The sequence below is a fragment of the Mesorhizobium sanjuanii genome (assembly GCF_002529485.1).
GTDB classification, from domain to species: Bacteria; Pseudomonadota; Alphaproteobacteria; order Rhizobiales; family Rhizobiaceae; genus Mesorhizobium; species Mesorhizobium sanjuanii.
Map to the genome: position 1 here is coordinate 1 of NZ_NWQG01000021.1, position 19,554 is coordinate 19,554.

At 63.4% G+C, this 19,554-nt stretch carries 21 protein-coding genes; 9 read left to right on the plus strand and 12 right to left on the minus strand.

The genetic code is table 11. The annotated features are described in order from the left end of the window. A partial coding sequence (locus CN311_RS04335; protein ID WP_133117132.1) for a chloride channel protein occupies positions 1 to 1,012 on the minus strand: 1,012 nt, incomplete at its 3' end. Positions 1,013 to 1,330: 318 nt separating this feature from the next. Here CN311_RS04335 and CN311_RS04340 point away from each other — a divergent pair. Beyond that, positions 1,331 to 1,660, plus strand: a complete 330-nt coding sequence (locus CN311_RS04340; RefSeq protein ID WP_280954023.1) for an SCP2 sterol-binding domain-containing protein — start codon at positions 1,331 to 1,333, stop codon at positions 1,658 to 1,660. A gap of 96 nt (positions 1,661 to 1,756) precedes the next feature. Here the strand turns inward: CN311_RS04340 and CN311_RS04345 are convergent, their stop codons facing one another. Further along, positions 1,757 to 2,329, minus strand: a complete 573-nt coding sequence (locus CN311_RS04345; RefSeq protein ID WP_097572162.1) for a GNAT family N-acetyltransferase — start codon at positions 2,327 to 2,329, stop codon at positions 1,757 to 1,759. A 97-nt stretch (positions 2,330 to 2,426) separates the two neighbouring features. After that, positions 2,427 to 3,560, minus strand: a complete 1,134-nt coding sequence (gene odc2, locus CN311_RS04350) for an ornithine/lysine decarboxylase (protein WP_097572163.1) — start codon at positions 3,558 to 3,560, stop codon at positions 2,427 to 2,429. Between the two features lie 543 nt (positions 3,561 to 4,103). On the opposite strand from odc2, the gene CN311_RS04355 reads away from it, so the two are divergent. The 5 genes from CN311_RS04355 to CN311_RS33260 all read left to right on the plus strand — a co-directional run bounded on the left by CN311_RS04355 (position 4,104) and on the right by CN311_RS33260 (position 8,588). Further along, positions 4,104 to 5,318 carry an amidase gene (locus CN311_RS04355; protein ID WP_097572192.1) on the plus strand — a complete coding sequence of 405 codons (1,215 nt, stop codon included), beginning with the start codon at positions 4,104 to 4,106 and terminating at the stop codon, positions 5,316 to 5,318. 1 nt (position 5,319) lies between these two features. Beyond that, the gene (locus tag CN311_RS04360; protein WP_097572164.1) at positions 5,320 to 6,219 is read left to right on the plus strand and encodes a LysR family transcriptional regulator; all 900 of its coding nucleotides are present in this window, start codon (positions 5,320 to 5,322) and stop codon (positions 6,217 to 6,219) included. 88 nt (positions 6,220 to 6,307) lie between these two features. Further along, the gene (locus CN311_RS04365) at positions 6,308 to 6,976 is read left to right on the plus strand and encodes a DUF1007 family protein (protein WP_097572165.1); all 669 of its coding nucleotides are present in this window, start codon (positions 6,308 to 6,310) and stop codon (positions 6,974 to 6,976) included. Beyond that, on the plus strand, positions 6,973 to 8,133 hold the full coding sequence (locus CN311_RS04370) for a nickel/cobalt transporter (protein WP_097572166.1): 1,161 nt from the start codon (positions 6,973 to 6,975) through the stop codon (positions 8,131 to 8,133). The genes CN311_RS04365 and CN311_RS04370 overlap by 4 nt, the downstream gene beginning before the upstream one ends. 59 nt (positions 8,134 to 8,192) lie before the next feature. Continuing rightward, entirely contained in the window at positions 8,193 to 8,588 is a 396-nt protein-coding gene (locus tag CN311_RS33260; protein ID WP_245440725.1) for a hypothetical protein, read from the plus strand. 32 nt (positions 8,589 to 8,620) lie between these two features. On the opposite strand, the gene denD is transcribed toward CN311_RS33260, so the two are convergent. From denD to CN311_RS04395, 4 genes are all read right to left on the minus strand, one after another. After that, positions 8,621 to 9,604, minus strand: a complete 984-nt coding sequence (gene denD, locus CN311_RS04380) for a D-erythronate dehydrogenase (protein ID WP_097572167.1) — start codon at positions 9,602 to 9,604, stop codon at positions 8,621 to 8,623. Between the two features lies 1 nt (position 9,605). Then, positions 9,606 to 9,812, minus strand: a complete 207-nt coding sequence (locus CN311_RS04385; protein WP_097572168.1) for a hypothetical protein — start codon at positions 9,810 to 9,812, stop codon at positions 9,606 to 9,608. Positions 9,813 to 9,875: 63 nt separating this feature from the next. Then, positions 9,876 to 10,868, minus strand: a complete 993-nt coding sequence (locus CN311_RS04390; RefSeq protein WP_097572169.1) for a cation diffusion facilitator family transporter — start codon at positions 10,866 to 10,868, stop codon at positions 9,876 to 9,878. 13 nt (positions 10,869 to 10,881) lie between these two features. Beyond that, on the minus strand, positions 10,882 to 11,568 hold the full coding sequence (locus tag CN311_RS04395) for a GNAT family N-acetyltransferase (protein ID WP_097572170.1): 687 nt from the start codon (positions 11,566 to 11,568) through the stop codon (positions 10,882 to 10,884). Positions 11,569 to 11,668: 100 nt separating this feature from the next. Here CN311_RS04395 and CN311_RS04400 point away from each other — a divergent pair, with 100 nt between their 5' ends. Together CN311_RS04400 and CN311_RS04405 are read left to right on the plus strand one after the other, a co-directional pair. Beyond that, positions 11,669 to 12,853 carry a pyridoxal phosphate-dependent aminotransferase gene (locus tag CN311_RS04400; RefSeq protein WP_097572171.1) on the plus strand — a complete coding sequence of 395 codons (1,185 nt, stop codon included), beginning with the start codon at positions 11,669 to 11,671 and terminating at the stop codon, positions 12,851 to 12,853. An 81-nt stretch (positions 12,854 to 12,934) separates the two neighbouring features. Beyond that, positions 12,935 to 13,309: a YciI family protein gene (locus CN311_RS04405; RefSeq protein ID WP_097572172.1), complete on the plus strand. Its 375-nt coding sequence runs from the start codon at positions 12,935 to 12,937 to the stop codon at positions 13,307 to 13,309. A gap of 4 nt (positions 13,310 to 13,313) precedes the next feature. Here CN311_RS04405 and CN311_RS04410 read toward each other — a convergent pair whose 3' ends face one another. The 3 genes from CN311_RS04410 to trhO form a co-directional block, all read right to left on the minus strand. Further along, a complete protein-coding gene (locus tag CN311_RS04410; protein ID WP_097572173.1) occupies positions 13,314 to 14,078 on the minus strand; it encodes an SDR family oxidoreductase in 765 nt (254 codons plus the stop codon). 249 nt (positions 14,079 to 14,327) lie between these two features. Beyond that, positions 14,328 to 15,092, minus strand: a complete 765-nt coding sequence (locus CN311_RS04415; RefSeq protein WP_097572174.1) for a tellurite resistance TerB family protein — start codon at positions 15,090 to 15,092, stop codon at positions 14,328 to 14,330. A 246-nt stretch (positions 15,093 to 15,338) separates the two neighbouring features. Continuing rightward, complete coding sequence (trhO, locus tag CN311_RS04420; protein WP_097572175.1) at positions 15,339 to 16,268, minus strand: oxygen-dependent tRNA uridine(34) hydroxylase TrhO; 930 nt, start codon at positions 16,266 to 16,268, stop codon at positions 15,339 to 15,341. A gap of 172 nt (positions 16,269 to 16,440) precedes the next feature. Here trhO and CN311_RS04425 point away from each other — a divergent pair, with 172 nt between their 5' ends. Then, complete coding sequence (locus CN311_RS04425) at positions 16,441 to 17,079, plus strand: 2-dehydro-3-deoxy-phosphogluconate aldolase (protein ID WP_097572176.1); 639 nt, start codon at positions 16,441 to 16,443, stop codon at positions 17,077 to 17,079. A gap of 65 nt (positions 17,080 to 17,144) precedes the next feature. Here CN311_RS04425 and CN311_RS04430 read toward each other — a convergent pair whose 3' ends face one another. Beyond that, positions 17,145 to 17,336, minus strand: a complete 192-nt coding sequence (locus tag CN311_RS04430; protein ID WP_097572177.1) for a hypothetical protein — start codon at positions 17,334 to 17,336, stop codon at positions 17,145 to 17,147. Between the two features lie 181 nt (positions 17,337 to 17,517). Then, the gene (mepK, locus tag CN311_RS04435) at positions 17,518 to 19,356 is read right to left on the minus strand and encodes a peptidoglycan L,D-endopeptidase MepK (protein ID WP_097572178.1); all 1,839 of its coding nucleotides are present in this window, start codon (positions 19,354 to 19,356) and stop codon (positions 17,518 to 17,520) included. Positions 19,357 to 19,554: the final 198 nt, after the last annotated feature.

Sequence of the window (19,554 nt, forward strand, 5' to 3'; positions counted from 1 at the left end):
AAACCGCCGATGCCGCCAGCTTCAGCAGGAAGACGCTGGTCACCACGGCAAGCCCGTAATTCATCGCGAATTCGCGATGCAGCGCGCCGTGGCCGCTGGACAGGACCTGCGGCGTGATCAGCCCGAGCAGCCCGACGATGCAGCCGCCGATGAAGGGGCGCAGCGCGGCATCGATCGACAGCCGCACGAAACCGCGCTCGACCAGGGTCACCAGTTGCATGATGGCGATGGAGGCGGCACCGCCCAGCAACCCCAGCAGCAGGAACGGCAGATACTGGCTGGCGGTCAACGCCGGCAGGCCGGAGAGCTCCAGCGGAAACGGAACGCCGCCGAAGACCTCGGCGGTCAGCGAGGCCGCGATCGCCGCCGTCATCACCGGCGCGACATTGGCGACCGAGTAGATGCCGATGACCAGCTCGAAACCATAGAAGGCGCCGGTCAGCGGCGCGTCGAAGGCGGCCGCGATCGCGCCGGCAGCACCACAGCCGACCAGGATGCGGACATCGTTGCGGCGCAGCCTGAAGGCCCGCGCCAGCCGCGACGCCATGCCGGAGCCGACCTGCGTGTAGCCGGCTTCCAGCCCGACCGAGGCGCCGAAGCCGCTCGAGATCATCGTCTGGCCGGCGATGATGAACGTGTCGGTCAGGGACATGCGCCCGCCGTAAAGCGCGTTGGCTTCGATCGGATCGACGGGCGTGCGGAATTTCCGGATCCTCAGCCAGATCACGGTCAGTCCAAGCAGGATGCCGCCGATTGCCGGGATCAGCGCCTGCACCGGGCTCTCCAGCGAAAACATCCCCGAAAGCCGCCCGCCCGGCTGAACGCCGAACAGCAGCCCATGCAGGTCCTGCACCATCTGGCTCATCGCGGTGACCAATATGCCCGCCATTACCCCGACCACGCCGGCCAGAAGGACGACGGCGATGCCGCGCGCCTCGAGCAGCGGCAGCGAACTGATCAGCACCGCCCGCAGCCGGCGGGCATAGACTTGCGGTTGGTTTCTGGAAAGCACCGGGGCGGCTCGCCGATATCTAGAGCATGATGCCGAAAAGTGTGAAGCGGTTTTCGGACGACATCATGCTCTATCTCTTTAATTTAGAGCCGGATCCAGATTTCAGGTCGACTTGACCTGAAATCTGGATCCGGCTCTAGGGGAAAGTGAAAGCCTGATACGCCCGGCAGCATCGCATGGCAACCGCAATGCTGGCACCGCCAATTGACGCGGACAGCACGGCTTCACTGCGTCGATAAGACCATCTTCGTCGCGGGAAACCGCGTTGACGTAAACGTCAACCCGAAGCTATATGCGCCCAGCGAGATTAATCGTGAAATGCGCAAGAGGGCGCGACAAACGCAACGAGACGAGGAGAACGGCATGAGCGTTCAGGAAATTGCCGACAAGATCAGATCGCGCGTGGCGAGCGCCGGGTTCGATCGTTCCGTGAAATTCGATACCGGCGCTGACGGCGTCATCGTCATCGACGGCGCCACGGTGTCGACCGACGACGCGCCGGCCGACTGCACCATAAAGCTTTCGCTCGACGATCTGGATTCGCTGATTGCTGGTGACCTCAACCCGACCATGGCGTTCATGACCGGCAAGATCAAGGTCGAGGGCGACATGAGCGTCGCCATGGCGCTGAGCCAATTGATCGGCTGAGCCGCCTTGATCGGCTGATCAGCTCACGCATGATGCAAAACGCCGCCTCATGGGCCTCATGGGCGGCGTTTTGCATCTACAGTCGGCTGAAGGCTTTTACGCCGCGAAAGTAAGCGCCACCGGCGCCTTCTGCTTGCGCCCCGCCGCCTTCAGCGTGCCCTGGGCGTCGCTCAGCGCGCCGTCCACCAGCTCCAGCGCCAGCAGGCGGTGCCGCTCATAAGGCCCCGGCATGGCGAGCATCCCTGTCTTCGCGGCCGAGAATCCGAAACGCCCATAGTAAGGGGCGTCGCCGACGAGCAGGATCGCGGCATGGCCGAGCCGCGCGGCCTCCACCACGGCATGGCGCATCAACGCCGAGCCGATGCCCGCATTCTTGAGCGCCGGATCGACAGCGAGCGGACCGAGCAGAAGTGCCGCCGGGCCGCCCTCGCCCAGCACCACATCCCACAGCCGCACGCTGCCGGCGACCGCACCCGACGCGTCGCGCGCGACGAAGGCCAGGCCTTCCGAAGGCCGGCGGCCGCGCCGCAGCTTTTCCGATGATTTCTTCCTGCGCTTCGGCCCCATCGCGCGATCGAGCAAGGCCTCGCGCGCCGCAATGTCGGCAGTGGTTTCGGCGACGATCAAAAAAGCCGGCGAGCGGTCTACGATTTTAACTGGCATTTCCATTTCCGCGATCCTTCACGAGCGGAGATCTGTTCCACAGGCGAGTCCGGGCGGGCGACAGGTGCCCGCCTCGGGTGATCTGAGCAGCTCTTGCGAGCCGTCAGATCACGTAGGATCGGAGAGGCTCGAAGCCGTTGAACGCGACCGCCGAATAGGTGGTCGTGTAGGCGCCGGTGCCCTCGATCAGCACCTCGTCGCCGATGGTCAGCGACAGCGGCAGCGGATAGGGCGTCTTCTCGTACATCACGTCGGCCGAATCGCAGGTCGGGCCGGCGAGCACGCAAGGCGCGGTCTCGGTGCCGTCATACGCGGTCGTGATCGCGTAGCGGATCGCCTCGTCCATCGTCTCGGCGAGACCGCCGAACTTGCCGATGTCGAGGAACACCCAGCGCACATTGTCATTGTCGGCCTTCTTCGAGATCAGCACGACTTCCGACTTGATGACGCCGGCATTGCCGACCATGCCGCGGCCCGGCTCGATGATCGTTTCCGGGATCGCGTTGCCGAAATGCCTGCGCAGCGCCGAGAAGATCGCCTGGCCATAGTCCTGCGCCACCGGCACGTCCCTGAGGTAACGGGTCGGGAAACCGCCGCCCATATTGACCATCTTCAGAACGATGCCTTCCTCGGCAAGCGTCGCAAACACCTTCTTGGCGTCGCCGAGCGCGCGGTCCCAGGCGTTCAAATCGGTCTGCTGCGAGCCGACATGAAACGACACGCCATAGGCGTCGAGGCCGAGCGACTTGGCATGGCGCAGCACGTCGACCGCCATCGCCGGTACGCAGCCGAACTTGCGCGACAGCGGCCACTCGGCGCCCTCGCCGTCGGTCAAGACGCGGCAGAACACGCGGGCGCCGGGAGCAACGCGGGCGATCTTCTCGACCTCTTCGACGCAGTCGACCGCGAACAGCCGGATGCCGAGCTGGTAGGCGCGTGCAATGTCACGCTCCTTCTTGATGGTGTTGCCGAAGGAGATGCGATGCGCCGGCGCACCGGCGTCCATCGCCATCTCGACTTCGGCAACGGAGGCGGTGTCGAAGGACGAGCCCATCGTAGCAAGGAGGCGCAGGATTTCCGGCGCCGGATTTGCTTTCACCGCATAGTAGATCTTGGAATCGGGAAGCGCCTTCTCGAAAGCGCGGAAATTGTCGCGCACGACATCGAGGTCGACGACGAGGCAGGGGCCGGTCGGACGTCGGGTGGCGAGGAAATCAAGGATGCGCTGGGTGGCCATCGGGGTCTCTCCATCAACGCCTTGCGGCGTGCACAAAGGCTGCGGGACGCGGGCTCTCGGCCTCGCGAACACGCGGTCAAACAAAGGCGGGACGAAAATCCATGGAACCAGCCGGTGGAGACCCCGGAACCACGAATCGCCGTCTCGCGGCGGTGAACCTTGGCCTTGCCCGGCCTCGGTTCGCTTTGTCTGCCTTGGCTTGGATGGGAGACCCGTCCGCACTGCCGGCAATGAAGGTGTGCCTCTTCAGTAACCCCGGTCTTTGGACGACCGGCAGAACACCAGAAAGGCCCGCACCGTCGTTGCTTCAAGGTGTCCTCGGTTTGGTGGTTGGCCACTAAACCGACTGGAGGGGTTGGCTCCAGTTACCTTACCGATTGCCCTCACCATTCGAGGATCGGCGGACACCCACAGGCACGTGCGACTTTGGGCAAGCGCGATATAAGAGCGAAGGGTTTCACAATCAATAAAAATCGACAGGCAAGGTTGTAAAATTTCCAGCAGCGCACAATGTTGGACAGACTGTATCCGGATATTGAACGCATGACAGGCACTCGCGGCCCCCTGAACGCTTTTCTCGACCTCGACCAGATTCCAGTTGCGCATGCGCAATCAGGCCCGCTTGCCGGCCTGCGGCTGGCCGTCAAGGACATTTTCGACGTGGCCGGCTACCGTACCGGCTGCGGCAATCCGCAGAAATATGAGGAAGCCTCACCCGCCGCGACAACCGCGCCTGCCGTCCAGGCGCTGCTTGATTCGGGTGCGCGTTTCGTCGGCAAGACGCAGACCGACGAGCTCGCCTTTTCCCTGATGGGGCTGAACGCGCATTTCCCCTCGCCGGTCAATCCGGCGGCACCCGACCGCATCACCGGCGGCTCGTCATCCGGATCCGCCTCGGCGGTCGCCGGCGGCCTTGCCGACATCGCCACCGGGTCCGACACCGGCGGCTCGATCCGCGCGCCGGCAGCCTTCTGCGGCCTGATCGGCCTCAGGACGACGCATGGCCGCATCTCGCTCGCCGGCACCATGCCGCTCGCCCCTTCCTTCGATACGTTCGGATGGTTCGCCAGGGACATGGCGACCTATGAGAAGGTCGGCGCGGTGCTGCTCGGCGACGATCCGCAGCCCCGCGACTTGGCGCGCCCCCTTGCGCTCGATGCGCTGGACGGGCTCGTGCTCGGCCAGCAAGAGAGCGATGAATATGCCGGCATGGTCCAGCGCGTCTCTTCGGTGATGGGCGCACCGCGCACCATCGCACCGCTGTCGCATTCCACCGACGATCTCTATTGGTGCTTCCGCAAGCTGCAGGGATACGAGGCCTGGCAAAGCCATGGCGCCTGGATTTCGCAGGCCGGCCGCATGCTTGGGCCCTTCGTCAAGGAACGTTTCGAGCACGGTGCGACCATCGACGCGGCGACGGCGCAGCACGAGACGGAGCGGCGCGACGCCTTCCGCCGCGAACTTGCTGAGCGTCTTGGCGAGGACGGTGTGCTCGTGCTGCCGACCGTCCCTGGCGCTGCCCCGCTCAAGGCTGCTGCCTTCGACGATTTGCAGACCTACCGCGAACGCGCGTTGAGGCTGCTGTGCCTTTCCGGCCTGTCGGGCTTTCCGCAGATCACGTTGCCGCTGGGCAAGGTCGACGGCGCGCCCTTCGGCCTCTCGCTGCTGGGGCCGAAGAACTGCGACCGGCAATTGCTGGCGCTTAGCGCACGCATCCTCGCCGCCAGCCAGGAAGCAAACACGATGAGGAGCGGATGACATGGACACGCTGACCCGCATGCGCGCCTTCATCGACGTGGTCGAAGCCGAGGGCTTTTCGGCGGCCGCGCGCAAGATCGGCCGCTCCAAGGCGCTGCTGTCGAAATATGTGCGCGAGCTGGAGGACGAACTCGGCGCGCTGCTGTTGAACCGCACCACGCGGCAGTTCTCGATGACGGAAGCCGGCCACACCTATTACCGCCGCGCCTCCGAAATCGTGCGCGAGGTCGACAGCCTGGCCGATGCGGTGCGCGAATCCTCCGGCGACGTGCGCGGCAGGATCAAGCTTTCGGCGCCGCGCACCTTTGCCGACGCACCGATCGGCCAGTCGCTGATCGACTTCGCCAAGCAGCATCCCGACATCGTACTCGATATCCATCTCGATGACCGCTTCGTCGATCTGGTCGAGGAAGGTTTCGATCTCGCTGTGCGAATCTCGCGGCTGGAGAACTCCTCGCTGATCGCCAGGCGCCTGGCGCCGTTTTCGGTGCGGCTCTGCGCCTCTCCCGAGCTGATCGTCAAGCATGGCAAGCCGACGCGGGCCCAGGACCTGGCTCGCATCCCCTGTATCGTCGACACCAACGGTCGCGGGCTGAACAATTGGCAATTCAAGGGCGACGGTAACGACACCGTGAGCGTTTCGGTCTCTGGTCCGATCGAGGTCAACAGCCCGATGGCGGCAAGAGCTGCCGCCGTGTCGGGGCTTGGGTTCACCATACTGCCGGATTTCATCGCTGCACCCGACCTCGAGAGCGGCCGGCTGGTGACCGCGCTCGACGACCGCATCCTGTCGGGCGCAGGCATTTTCGCCGTCTACCCGCACCGGCGCTATTTGCCCGCCAAGGTGCGCGTCTTCGTCGACTTCCTTGTGCAGTGGTTCAAGATGCGTGAAAACGCTTGATCCGTTTCAGTCGCGGCGCGGTCCCATTTTCGCCCCCTTTCTGGTCACTCTCCACAACTCTCCGAAGTCGGTGGAATCGCGGCCCAGAATGCACCTGAAACGGCAAGCAATCATGCTGGCTTCGGCCATGGCGGCAGCGTTTGCCGTGGCCGGGCCGGCCGGAGCGCATCCGCACGTCTTCGCCGAGGCCCGCCTCGAAGTGGTGCTGAGCCCGGATCACCAAAGTGTGAAAGCGCTGCGCCATCTCTGGCGCTTCGACGATCTGTTTTCGAGTACGGTGATGATGGAGTTCGACAAGAATTCCGACCTGAAGCTCGACGACAAGGAGCTGAAGGATGTCGCCGACACCGTCCACGCTTCGCTGGCGGAGTTCAACTACTTCCAGCTCGTCACCGTCGACGGCAAGGACGTGCCGATGAACCCGCCTCCGCATCTGATGGCCAATTTCGACAACGACCAGCTCATCATCCTGTTCGAATCCGAACCGAAGGCGCCGATCAAGCTGGCCGGCAAGATCGATATCGGCGTCTACGATCCGACCTTCTACACGGCGATCGATTTCACCGAGGACGCCAACATGCAGGTCGATGGTCTGCCGTCGACCTGCACGAGCAAGGTCATTCGTCCCGATCCCGACGAGGCGATCGCCGAGAACCAGAAGACCCTGACGGACGCTTTCTTCAACGATCCGACAGGCACCGACATGAGCAAGATCTTTGCCACCAAGCTTGAACTGACCTGTCAGCCAGAAGGATAGATCCGGTGACGAAACCGTCCCTGCGTGTGGCGTTCGGCCTTTTGGCCGTTACCCTGGTGATGACGCACTTCCTCGGCTCCGCCCACGCCCAGAGTTCGCTCGGCATCGGCGTCAATGATGGCATGGCGCCCAGCGCCTCTGGCCCGTTCGCCCACATACTGATGTGGATCAATCTAAAACAGCAGGAATTCTACCGCGCGCTGGCGACGGCCATGAAGGCTATGCGCCAGGATGGCAGCAAGCTGTGGCTGCTCGTCGGCCTCTCCTTCGCCTACGGCATTTTCCATGCCGCCGGCCCCGGCCACGGCAAGGCGGTGATCTCGTCCTACATGGTGGCGAACGAAGTGGCGCTGAAGCGCGGCATCCTGCTGTCCTTCGTGTCGGCCCTGCTGCAGGGATTGACGGCAGTCGCCGTCATGCTGCTCGCCTATTTCGTGCTGCGCGGCACCGCTATCTCGATGACCGACGCGGCATGGTTCATGGAGATCATGAGCTTTGTCTTCGTTACTTTGTTCGGCGCCTGGCTGTTGTGGCGCAAGCTTGGCCCCTCCATCCTGCGCCTGTTCGGCGCCGGCCCGGCCTACAGCCTTTCAGCCGCTCACGCCGGCCACTCTCATGCAGGCCATTCGCATGCTGCCCATTCGGCCCATGCCCATTCGCACGCGCATGGCGATCACGACCACGCGCATGATCACCATGCCCACGATCACGACCATGGCGTACATGACCACGATCATGGAGCACACGCTCACCACGATCATGCGGCCGGCGAGGTCTGTGAAACCTGCGGCCATTCGCATGCGCCCGACCCGGCGCTGCTTTCCGGCGATCGCTTCGACTGGCGCACGGCCTGGTCGGCAGTGGCCGCCGTCGGCATCCGCCCCTGCTCCGGCGCGCTGATCGTGCTGAGCTTCGCTTTGCTCAACGGGCTCTGGCTCGGCGGCTTGCTGTCGGTGCTGGCGATGTCTCTGGGAACCGCCATCACGGTTTCGGCGCTGGCGACGATTGCCGTGACTGCCAAGAACTGGGCAGTCTATTTCGCCGGCGACGGCCGCATGGGCAATCGCATCCACTCGATCGTCGAGATCGGCGGCGCCGCCTTCGTCTTCCTGTTCGGACTGTTGCTATTGTCGGCCAGCCTGACGGGCAGCGTGTAAACCTACGCTCGGTCTCCATGACTTCATGAAACTTGTTAAGTCGTGCCGAGCAGATTGCCATGGGACAACATGGCATAAAGAACTATCTTAACGATTTGCCCTGTTTCATGGATGTCACCACCATCGTGGGATCTCAAATGAACCAGGATCTCAAGACGTTGCTGATACGTCTTTCATTCGGCATCATCGGTATTGCCGCAGGAATCATATTCCGCCCATTTTGGCTGTCTGAGTGGGGGATACCCACCTTTATTTTCCTTGTTTGGGTTACGATATCAATCGCATTGGGGTGGATAGGAAGAAGCCAACCACATTCCTTTCGTTTCGGATTCATCGTGGGAAGCGGTCTCGCCTTGTCTCTTATTGCGACAGTTCTGACAAAGAGCGTATTTGTCGGATTGGGGTTACTTATTGTGCTGGCTTGCATCGGCATCAAAACAAAGTTCTTTGCCTAGCGGAACGAAGAACTAAGTTCTGATTCAAAACCCTAATCCCTGCATCGAAGCCTGCCGTCCAGCTCATCCTCGATATGGGCGCGGATGATGTCGTCGAAGCTTTCTTCTGCGACAAAGCCAAGCTCCCGCGAGCGCCGGGCCTCGAACCGCGTCGGCCAACCCTGCACGATCGCCCAGATCGTGTCGTCGGGCTCCTCGCGGATCAGCTTCACCGCCTCGACACCGGCAATGCGTTCCAGCGCCTCGATCTGTTCGCCAACGGTGACGGCGACGCCGGGCATCGTCAGGTTGCGGCGCGGCCCGACACTGGCGCCATCGATCCCTGCCGCGTGGATCAGGAAATTCACCGCCGAGCGCGGGCTGGCATGGGTATGCACCACCGAGCGCGGCACCGGCAGTATCGCCTCCTGGCCGCTCAGCGGCTCCCGGATGATGCCCGAGAAGAAGCCCGAAGCCGCCTTGTTCGGTTTGCCGGGCCGCACGCAGATGGTCGGCAGCCGGATGCCGATGCCGTCGAAGAAGCCGCGCCTGGAATAGTCGGCAAGCAGCGCCTCGCCCATCAGTTTCTGCGTGCCGTAGGAAGTCAGCGGCGTCGGGTGAAATTCGTCCGGAATGATATCCGGAAACGGCGCGCCGAACACCGCGATCGACGAGGTGAAGACGACGCGCGGTACAAAATCCGCCAGCCTTATCGCGTCGAACAGCGCCCTCGTGCCGTCGAGATTGACACGGTAGCCGAGATCGAAATTGGCTTCCGCCTCGCCCGACACGACACCGGCGAGATGGAAGATCACATCCGGTCGCGAAGCGACCAGCCTTTGCGTCGCGCCAGACGCGGCAAGATCGCCGGTATGGATGGCGACGTTGACGCCTTCCAGGGCCGGCGCCTGCGGCGGCACGATATCGTGGAGGTCAAGCGCGGCGATCTTGCGACCGTTGAGCGTTCCATCCTTCCCCAGTCGGGCGACGAGCTTGCGGCCGACCATTCCGGCGGCACCGGTAATCAGAATGCGCATATCAAAGACCCTTTTTGCGCTGGTTGCGGCCACGCAGCCAGAACACGACAAAAATCGCTACCATGAAGACGGCGGCGACGACACCGGCAAGGACGGTCGAAACGCTGCCGACCGCCAGCATCACCGTTGGCAGATAGTAGGCGGCAATGCCGAACAAGAGCAGGACCCAGGCAGCGCCGATCGCCGCATTGCGCGTGTCGCGATCCATCACGCGGCTCCCGAGCGGCGGGGGTTCATCAAGCTCATTGCCAATGCCATGGAGTTCCCTGGATCAGTGATAGTGGCCACCATGCGGTGCCGCTTCGTGCGTATGGTCGTGCTCACGGTGCTCATCATGCTCGTGAAGGCTGTCGGCGCACTGGCCGAATTCCGGTTCGACGGTAGCATGGGAAATGCCATGCTCGGCCGCAAGCCGCTTCTTGATGGCGCTGACCGCGCTATGGGCGTCGACCCCCTCGTCGAGGCAGGCATGCAACGTCGCCATGTTGCTTGAACCGTCGAGCGACCAGACATGCATGTGATGCACTTCGCGCACGCCCTTGACCGTCCCCTCCAGATCCCTGGCGATCAGGTCGCGGTCGAGGCTTGCCGGCACGCCTTCGAGCAGCACATGGGCGGCTTCGCGCATCAGCGACCATGCCGTGGACAAGATCAGCAGCGAAACGAGCACCGACAGGATCGGGTCGATCGGCGTCCAGCCCGTCGCCACGATGACCAGCGCCGCCACGATCGCCGCCGCCGAGCCGAGCAGATCGCCCAGCACATGCAGGATGGCGCCGCGCATGTTCAGGCTTTCACGATCGCCGCCATGCAGCACGAAGAAGGAGCCAACATTGACCGCCAGGCCGGCGATCGCAACGATCAGCATCGGCCCGCCGAGCACCGGCGCCGGCGTCAGCAGGCGCCCCCAGGCCTCATAGACGATCCACAGCGCAATGGCGAAGATGGCAATGCCGTTGGTGTAGGCGACCAAAGTCTTGACCCGGCCGAAACCGTAGGTGAGGCGAACGGTCGCCGGCCGGCTTGCCAGATGGAAGGCATACCAGGCAAGGCCGAGCGCGATGCAATCGGCGAGCATGTGGCCGGCATCCGCCAGCAGCGCCAGCGACCCGGTGAGGAGGCCGCCGAGCGCCTCCACGACCATGAAACCAGCGGTCAGGCAGGCAGCGATCAGGACGCGCTTCTTGTCGGTCGAGCCATGCACATGGCCGGCGCCGTGGCTGTGAGCGTGCCCCTGCGAACCATGGTCGTGGCTATGAGCCATCCACCTGCTCCTGTTACGCCCCGAACTCGGCGCGGAAATCCTCGAGCCGCCGCTTCTGCCGGCCATCGCCATCGAAATTGGCCGGATCGAGCCATGCCTCATAGGCTCTGCGCAAGGCCGGCCACTCCTTGTCGATGATCGAATACCAGGCGGTATCGCGGTTTTCGCCCTTGACCACAAGATGCTGACGGAAAATGCCTTCGAACTTGAAGCCGAAACGCTCCGCCGCGCGCTTCGACGGTTCGTTGCGGTTGTTGCATTTCCATTCGTAGCGGCGATAGCCAAGCTCGTCGAAGACATATTGCATGAACAGGAACTGCGCTTCCGTCGCCGCCGGCTTGCGCGAGATCAGCGGACCCCAATAGATGTTGCCGATCTCGATCACGCCATAGGCCGGATCGATGCGCATCAGCGTCTGGCGCCCGGCGACCTTGCCGCTGGCCTTGTCGATAACGCTGAAGAACAGTGGATCCTCGCTGGCCTCGACCTTATCCAGCCAGGGCTGGAAGGCGGTGCGGGTTTCCGGCGGATAATCGGGCAGCCAGGCGAAGCGGCCACCGATGTCAGGCACCGACGATGCCTCGTAGAGGCCGTCGCCATGCTTTGCCGCGTTCAGCGGTTCGAGCCTGACATAGCGGCCTTCGATGATCCTGCGTTCCGGCCGCGGACGCGGCTGCCAATTCTCGAGATTTTCCGACACCCCAATATTTTCCGACACCTGGGCTCCAATCCGTTTGACATTTGGTCACGGACGCTCACAAAAACGCTCGCCCACAGTAAGAACCACAGGGATGGGAAAAATGCTCCACACGATTGCGGCCTTCGACCGTCTCGGCGAGGAAAATGCCTTCGCGGTGCTCGCGCGGGCGACATCACTGGCGCAGCAAGGCCGCGACATTATCAATCTCGGCATCGGCCAGCCCGACTTCAAGACGCCGCAGCATATCGTCGAGGCGGCGATCAAGGCGCTGCGCGACGGCCATCATGGCTATACGCCGGCCAATGGCCTGCTGGCGACGCGCGAAGCGGTGGTGCGCCGCACGCTGACCACCACCGGCGTCGAGGTTTCTCCGGAATCCGTGATGATCCTGCCTGGCGGCAAGCCGACCATGTTCGCCGCGATTCTGATGTTCGGCGAAGCGGGCGCCGAAATCCTCTATCCCGATCCCGGCTTTCCCATTTACCGCTCGATGATCGAGTTCACCGGCGCCGCCCCGGTGCCGGTGCCGATGCGCGAGGAGAACGGCTTTGCCTTTTCGGCGCAGGAGACGCTGGCGCTGATTACGCCGAAGACCAGGCTCCTGATCCTCAACTCGCCGGCCAACCCGACCGGCGGCGTCACGCCCAGGGCCGAGATCGAGAAGCTCGTGAAGGGACTGGAAGCGCACCCGCATGTCGCCATCCTCTCCGACGAGATCTACGACGTGATGACCTATGACGGCGAGACGCACTGCTCGCTGCTGAATTTCCCCGAAATCCGCGACCGGCTGATCATCCTCAACGGCTGGTCGAAGACCTGGGCGATGACCGGCTGGCGCATGGGCTGGTCGATCTGGCCGAACGGCGACAAGGGCGCCCATCTCTACGACAAGGTGCGCAAGCTGGCGGTCAACTGCTGGTCCTGCGTCAACGCGCCGAGCCAATACGCCGGCATCGCCGCCATCGATGGTCCGCAGGACGATGTCGACACGATGATGCTCGCCTTCGACCGCCGCAGGAAGGTCGTGGTCGAGGGGCTGAATGCCTTGCCCGGCGTTTCCTGCATCACGCCCAAGGGCGCGTTCTATGCCTTCCCCAACATCTCCAGGACAGGTTGGAAGGCCAAGAAACTCGCTTCGGCGCTGCTGGAGGATGCCGGCGTCGCGCTGATCGGCGGTCCTGATTTCGGCATTCTCGGCGAAGGTTATGTCAGGCTCTCCTACGCCAATTCCGAAGAGAACATTCTGCGCGCGCTGGAGCGAATCGAGGCCTTCCTGGGCAAGTGACACGGGAACCCGGGCTGAGCCTGTCGGGTAAGGTCCCTTTCAATCGTCCTTGGATATTCACGACCGAAGAAGGGAACCTCGATGTTCTACGCCATCCTTGCCTATCATGTGGAAGAAGCGATCGAGGCGCTGACGCCGGAGCAGGATGCGGCGCTGATGACCGATCTGCTCCAGATCAACGATCGGCTTTACCGGGAAGGCACCCTTGGACCGTCGGCACGGCTGGGCGCGACCCAGGATGCCTGCACCTTGCGCGGGTCGGGCGACGGACTGATCATCGACGGCCCCTTCGCCGAGACCAAGGAACAATTGCTGGGTCTTTATGTCGTCGACTGCGCCACGCGCGATGAAGCGATCGCGATCGCGCGCGACCTGCGCGGTGTCAATCCGACGGCCGTCTACGAGATCCGCCCGATTTCACTGTTTCTGCCTGGCGTGCCCTTGTCACAGGGATGAGCAGCTATCCTCGCCCGACGAACGGCATCTTCGTCGCCATTACCGTCATGAACAACACATTGGCGTCGAGCGGCAGGCTGGCCATGTGGACGACGGCGTCGGCGACATGCTGGACGTCCATCACCGCTTCGGCGGCGATGGAGCCGTTGGCCTGCGGCACGCCGACCGTCATCGCCTGCGCCATGTCGGTCAGCGCGTTGCCGATGTCGATCTGGCCGCAGGCAATATCATAGGGTCTGCCATCCAGCGCCAGCGTCTTGGTCAGTCCGGTAATGGCGTGCTTGGTCGCCGTGTAGGGCACCGAGCCCGGCCGCGGCGCATAGGCCGACACCGAGCCATTGTTGATGATGCGGCCACCCATAGGCTGCTGCTTGCGCATGGCGCCGAAGGCGGCGCGGGCGCACAGGAAAGAGCCGGTGAGATTGACTCCGACAATATCGTTCCACACGTCCACCGGGATCTCGTCGATCGGTGTCGCCTTGTAGCTCATGCCGGCATTGTTGAAGAGCAGATCGACCCGGCCGAAGGCCTCCGCCACCGTCTCGAACAGATCGTCGACCTGGTCGGCCTTGCTGATATCGCAGGCGACAGCCAATGCCTTGGCCTGTGTCGGTCCGGCCTCGGCGATCGCCTCGTCCAGCACCTTCTTGCGGCGCCCGCAGAACACTGTGTTCCAGCCGGCCCCGAGCAGCGCCGTGGCGACGCTTTTGCCGATACCCGTACCGGCGCCGGTGACGATTGCGGTTCTGGAATCTGTCTTGGCTGTCATCGCCGTCCTCCCGGGTCAAGGCTGGGAAGTGCCATCGCAAATGATAACGCCGATGGCAAGCTGAAGCTGCCGCGGCAAGCCAAGCTGGCGAGGCAAAGCCGGACAAAAAGGGCGGCCAAGGAGCGGCCGCCCTGATCTGAACCGGGCTTGGGAGGAGGAAAGCCGATCCGACTGCCTAAAATCATGCGCTTGTCGGGTTAACGAAACGTTAGCGCGAAATCTTGCCAGTCGGCCCTCCGTGGTTGCAGCCTACCAGCGCGAATTGGACGCGGTCCTGCTGGCAGCCTTTGCTGTCTTGCTGGCGTCCGATGCCGGCACCTTTGCCGCCGACACCGTCGCCTCGACATGGTCGACCAGCGCGTCCGGCAGGCCGAGGCGGCCGGCGAGCAGATCGAGATAGCCGCGTTCGGCACGCGTATCGGGATCGATGGTCAGGCGCGAAGCGGTGTAGAGTTCGAGCTTCTGCGCATCGGTCTGGGCGCCGGCGACCAGCGTATCAAGATCCAGCGGCGTCTCCAACTCCGACATCAGGAATTTCTCAGCGTCGGGGCTGATGCCCGAGAGGCTGAGCTTGCCGGCAATCTTTTGCCGCTCGCCATCATCGATATGGCCGTCGGCCTTCGCCGCCGAAATCATCGCCCGCACCAGCGTCAGCGTGAAGGCGTCCTCGCCTTGCGGCGCCTGCGAGGGGTGGAAGCTGGTGTCGGCGGGCGGTGGCAGCAATTCCGGTTCACCGGCTGCTTGCGTTTCCGCTGGTGCGCTGCTGTTCTTGTAATTCTGGTAGGCCTTGTAGGCGAGGCCGCCGATCGCGGCCAGGCCGCCGAGCTTGACCGCGGCACCGGTTACCTGACGCCCCGCGCCGGTCCCAAGCAACACAGCGGCCAGAGCACCCGCAGCCAGCGGATTGTCCTTGGCCATCTGCACCGCCTGACCCGCCTTGTCACGGACGGTCGACCCTGTTCCGGGAATTTGCGAACCAAGCAGATCGTCGAGAAGCTTCTTGGGATCGAGCATCAATGCCTCCAGAATTGGCCCGGCCGAACGTGCACGGGCAGTTTGCGGACGTTGAAGAGGTAGGCCCCGCATAGCGACATTACAATCACGGGCTGCCGCCCAGCGACGGCGGAAGCAAGCGGATGACAAGGATTTACCCTGTCCTAACGCATCGGCCCGAAAATCGGAATCGATTTTCGGGAAGCACGTTGCGTAGGTAAAAAATGTTGGAGCGTACTTTGCGAGTCCAAATGGACGCACGTCGCTCTAACGACCGACATGCGGACCTCTGCCCCGCGCTTGCGCCAGTTCGACCTGGCGCTGGCGCTCGGCATAGCGCGCGCGGTCCTCGTCGGAACGGGCATCGAAACAATGCGGGCACGATATGCCGGCGGTGTAGTGCGGCGACAACAGGTCGTGCCCGGTGAGCGGGTGCCTGCAGGCGCGGCAGAGTTCGGCCTCGCCCTCGACCAGTCCGTGCGATACCGAGACGCGCTCGTCGAAGACAAAGCACTCGCCTTGCCAGAGGCTTTGTTCGGCCGGCACCTCTTCGAGATATCTCAGGATGCCGCCCTTGAGATGGAACACGTCGTCGAAGCCGAGCGACTTCACATAGGCCGTCGCCTTCTCGCAGCGTATGCCCCCGGTGCAGAACATGGCGATCTTGCGGCCATCGAGTTCGGCCCGATGCCGCTCGACCCAGGCCGGAAACTCGCGAAAGCTGCTCGTGGCCGGATCGACCGCGCCCTTGAAGCTGCCGATCGAGACTTCATAGGCGTTGCGCGTGTCGATGACGATCGTGTCGGCATCCGAGATCAGCGCATTCCAGTCGGCCGGTGCGACATAGGTGCCGGCGCTTGTCGCCGGATCAAGACCTTCAACACCCATGGTGACGATCTCGCGCTTCAGCCGGACTTTCATGCGGTGAAACGGCATCTCGGCAGCGCTGCTGTATTTCACCTCGAGGCCGGCGAGACCGGCGATCGCTTCCAGATGATCGATGAGCGCGGCGACATCACCGTCGCTGCCGGCGACCGTGCCATTGATGCCCTCGCGCGCCAGAAGCAGCGTGCCCTTGATGCCGCGCCCACAGCAGAAGGCAGCAAGCGGCGCCCGCAGCGCCTCGAAGGCGTCGAGCCGGGCGAAGCGGTATAGCGCTGCGACGCGAACAGGTTGATCGTGACTGGAAATTGTCATCGCCAAGCCACTAAACTCTGCTGAAAGCCATTTCAAGGCAGCGTGAACGAGGCACGGGCGTCGGGAGGCTGGGCTGCCGGCGTGCGTGACATCGCGACACGCCTGCCTTCGTGGACTCGAAATCCGCCTTCTGCTAATCGGTTGAAATCATCGACACCGGAGAGACAAGCCAATGTCAGCAAAGACCGAGAGACTCCTGTCGCTCCTCAACGGCCAGCCGGTCATTCCGGTGCTGAAGATCGCCAATGTCGCTGACGCCGTACCCCTGGCCCGCGCGCTGGCGCGTGGCGGCCTGCCGGCGATCGAGATCACGCTCCGGACCGCCGACGCGCTGGAAGCGATCCGGCGCGTAGCCGGTGAAGTCGAGGGCGCCATCGTCGGCGCCGGCACCATTCTGGACGCACGCCAGTTCGACGAGGCGGCGGCGGCCGGCTCGAAGTTCATCGTCAGCCCCGGCATCACAATTCAGCTTCTGACGGCGGCCAAGGACAGCCCGATTCCGCTGCTGCCAGGCGCCATCACTCCCGGCGAGATCATGGCCGCCCGCGAGGCAGGCTTGCGTTTCCTGAAATTCTTTCCGGCGGAGCAGTCGGGCGGCATCGCCTCGCTCAAGGCATTCGCCTCGCCGCTCGCCGATGTGAAATTCTGCCCGACCGGCGGCATCACCGGCAAGAATGCCGCCGACTATCTCGCCCTGCCCAATGTCATCTGCGTCGGCGGCTCCTGGGTGGCGCCGGACGACATGGTCAAGGCCGGCAGATGGGATGAGATCGAGGCTCTCGCACGCGCGGCGAGCCAACTCGCACGATAATGCCGAGATAAAAAAGGCCCGATCGGCTTTCGCGGACCGGGCCAGTCTGCTCTTGTGCCGCGGGATCAGCCGCAGAGCTTGACCTTTTCTACGATCTTGTGGTGATGCCGCCAATGCGTGACCAGCTTGGTCCTGCAGTGGTTTTTCATATGCATGTGATCCTTGGTTTTGACGATCATCGTCGCAGCCTGCGTTGGAGCGATAGCGGCCGAAGCCGCCGCCAATGCGAGAACCGACGCCAGTAGAATGGTCTTCATGGGTATCCCCGGTTTGAGTTGACTCTCAAGAAACCGGTGAACCGGGACGGCGTTCCATGCTCACGGGAATGTCAGCCGCCAGTGATCCAATCACAAGCGTTGGAACTCGGATCCTGCTCCCACATAGCAAAAAGCCGCGCGGGTTGCCCCGGCGCGGCTTGGTCTGGTTGGGGCCGATCCGCTATTTGGTCTGGAAGCGGGCGACCGACAGGAACTTGACGGCATTGCCGGTGAACCGGTTGGCCTCCAAGATCTCGCCATTAGGCTGGAAGCCGACCGCGTAGACCTCGTTCGGTGGGGTGTGGACGATGTTGTAGGCGTAGCGCGGCGCCGTCGTCGCATCGGAAACAGCCGCGACAGTTTCGCCGCTGCCCAGCGCCCAGCGGGCGGCTTGCGGTGCGGCGGCAACAACCAGAGCCTTGGGGCCAGGCTTTGAATCGCGAGCAGTTGCCCGGGCTTCCTTGCGGGTGGTCTTCACACCCGCGCCGATCGCCGCTGCCGGATCGGAACCCGCCGGCCGGCCAGCGACAGCCTCGCGCGGCGATGCCGCGTCGGCGCTTGCCGCATCGCTGAAGACCGGGGCCGGTTTGGAGAGCGAAGCGACCTGGTAGCCGTCGGTGACGCTGACCTTTTCAAGAACCGCCTTGACCGCATCCGGTTGGGTGGTGTCGGGTCGCGCCGTCGGCAGCACCGAAAACGCATCGGTCGCGGTCTTGCCGTGCTCGGCCGTGCCAGCCAGCGCCATAAGCACGTCCTTATCCTGCGGCGCCAAATCGTCCGCCGCGAGGTCGGCCGGCAGCGAGTGATCGGGACGCCAGGTCGGCAGCGGTATGTTGTTGGCCGCAACCTGAGCCGGGTCGCCAGCAGTTGACGGCTCAGCGGACGGGTCCGCCATGCTGAAGGGAACGCTTGCCGGCGCTTGCGCGGTCGCCACCGTCTGCTCGGTGGTGGCGGTGGCATCGGCCATGCCGAAGGGAACGTCCTCGGGCGGCTGGGCACCGACATCGGCTTTTGGCCGCGGAGCGAAATCAGGCAACGGAACGCTGCGCGCCGGCAGGGCAGCGATAATCGTCTCCGGCGTATCCTGCTCCGGTTCCGGCTCAGGCGCATTGGCGATTTGCGGGATATTGGCGCGCTTGGCATCCTTTGGCGACACGATGGCAATACCCGGAAGGTTGTCGCTCTTGGCGGCCGGCTTCGCGTTTGCCAGCTTTACGCTCTTCGACTTCGGCGTGGGCGCGGCCGACGCCACATCGGCGCTGTCATCCGCCTCGTCTTCACCACCGCCAAAGAAGGCGGCAAGCAGACCACCGGATCTCTTGGAACCGCCACTGGCGCTGGCCAATTCGATGTTGGGAGTGCCGGCGCCCTTGCGCGCCTTGTAGGAGGCGAGCGCCTGCGCATAGCCAGGCAGCGGCTTGCCGTCGCTCGGCACATGCAGCGTCTTGCCATTGGGGAACACGCGCGCCAGTTCCTGGCGGCTGATGCCGGGCCAGTGGCGCACATTGCCGACATCCATGTGGACGAAGGGCGACCCTGACGACGGATAATAGCCGACGCCACCGCCCTGCATCTTGAGGCCGATGTCGCGCAGTTTCTTCAGCGGCACGCCGGGAATGTAGAAATCCATGGCCCTGCCGAGCATATGCTGGCTTTTCTGGGCGACACCCCTGCTGCGGCTGCGCAGCATCGAATTCGTGGACGGCGAACGGTAGCCGCAGACGACCTGGATATAGTCGGTGGCGCCGCTTTGCCGATAGGCCTCCCAGACCAGGTCCAGCAGGCGCGGATCCATCTTGGTCGGCTCGTTGCGGCGCCAGTCGCGCAGGATGATGTTGATCTTCCTCAGGCCCGACTGGTCGTAGCGGCCATTTCGCTTGAAGACGATCTCCGCCTTCTCGTGCGTATGGAGGTTATACAGCTTGAGCGAGCGCGTATCCGCGCTGGCGCCCGTTGCAGCCGCTACAAGAAAACCACAGGCAAAAATCACCGCTGCCAGCCACTTCGGCCAAGCGCTCATGTGATCGTGCCGCCCGTTTGTGTGTCGTTCGACTTTGTTCAAATCAAAAGGCCTTGCAGGCTGCCGTTTGTCCCCGGATTTGCCCAAACGGATGCGTTGTTGTCACATCCGAATATCGATCCTAATGGTTAATCATCACTTATTGAAGCCGAAATGCGGTAACACCGTGGCGATATCCCGTCAAAATTATTGCGCAGG

Excerpts from the sequence above, each read along its gene's own strand:
- denD (WP_097572167.1), bottom strand. The coding sequence starts at position 9,604 with ATGCGCATTCTGATTACCGGTGCCGCCGGAATGGTCGGCCGCAAGCTC.
- CN311_RS04390 (WP_097572169.1), bottom strand. The coding sequence starts at position 10,868 with ATGGCTCATAGCCACGACCATGGTTCGCAGGGGCACGCTCACAGCCAC.
- CN311_RS33260 (WP_245440725.1), top strand. The coding sequence starts at position 8,193 with ATGGGACAACATGGCATAAAGAACTATCTTAACGATTTGCCCTGTTTC.
- CN311_RS04385 (WP_097572168.1), bottom strand. The coding sequence starts at position 9,812 with ATGGATCGCGACACGCGCAATGCGGCGATCGGCGCTGCCTGGGTCCTG.
- mepK (WP_097572178.1), bottom strand. The coding sequence starts at position 19,356 with ATGAGCGCTTGGCCGAAGTGGCTGGCAGCGGTGATTTTTGCCTGTGGT.
- CN311_RS04360 (WP_097572164.1), top strand. The coding sequence starts at position 5,320 with ATGGACACGCTGACCCGCATGCGCGCCTTCATCGACGTGGTCGAAGCC.
- odc2 (WP_097572163.1), bottom strand. The coding sequence starts at position 3,560 with ATGGCCACCCAGCGCATCCTTGATTTCCTCGCCACCCGACGTCCGACC.
- CN311_RS04355 (WP_097572192.1), top strand. The coding sequence starts at position 4,104 with ATGACAGGCACTCGCGGCCCCCTGAACGCTTTTCTCGACCTCGACCAG.
- CN311_RS04400 (WP_097572171.1), top strand. The coding sequence starts at position 11,669 with ATGCTCCACACGATTGCGGCCTTCGACCGTCTCGGCGAGGAAAATGCC.
- CN311_RS04430 (WP_097572177.1), bottom strand. The coding sequence starts at position 17,336 with ATGAAGACCATTCTACTGGCGTCGGTTCTCGCATTGGCGGCGGCTTCG.
- CN311_RS04345 (WP_097572162.1), bottom strand. The coding sequence starts at position 2,329 with ATGGAAATGCCAGTTAAAATCGTAGACCGCTCGCCGGCTTTTTTGATC.
- CN311_RS04405 (WP_097572172.1), top strand. The coding sequence starts at position 12,935 with ATGTTCTACGCCATCCTTGCCTATCATGTGGAAGAAGCGATCGAGGCG.
- CN311_RS04425 (WP_097572176.1), top strand. The coding sequence starts at position 16,441 with ATGTCAGCAAAGACCGAGAGACTCCTGTCGCTCCTCAACGGCCAGCCG.
- CN311_RS04415 (WP_097572174.1), bottom strand. The coding sequence starts at position 15,092 with ATGCTCGATCCCAAGAAGCTTCTCGACGATCTGCTTGGTTCGCAAATT.
- CN311_RS04410 (WP_097572173.1), bottom strand. The coding sequence starts at position 14,078 with ATGACAGCCAAGACAGATTCCAGAACCGCAATCGTCACCGGCGCCGGT.
- trhO (WP_097572175.1), bottom strand. The coding sequence starts at position 16,268 with ATGACAATTTCCAGTCACGATCAACCTGTTCGCGTCGCAGCGCTATAC.
- CN311_RS04340 (WP_280954023.1), top strand. The coding sequence starts at position 1,331 with ATGCGCAAGAGGGCGCGACAAACGCAACGAGACGAGGAGAACGGCATG.
- CN311_RS04365 (WP_097572165.1), top strand. The coding sequence starts at position 6,308 with ATGCACCTGAAACGGCAAGCAATCATGCTGGCTTCGGCCATGGCGGCA.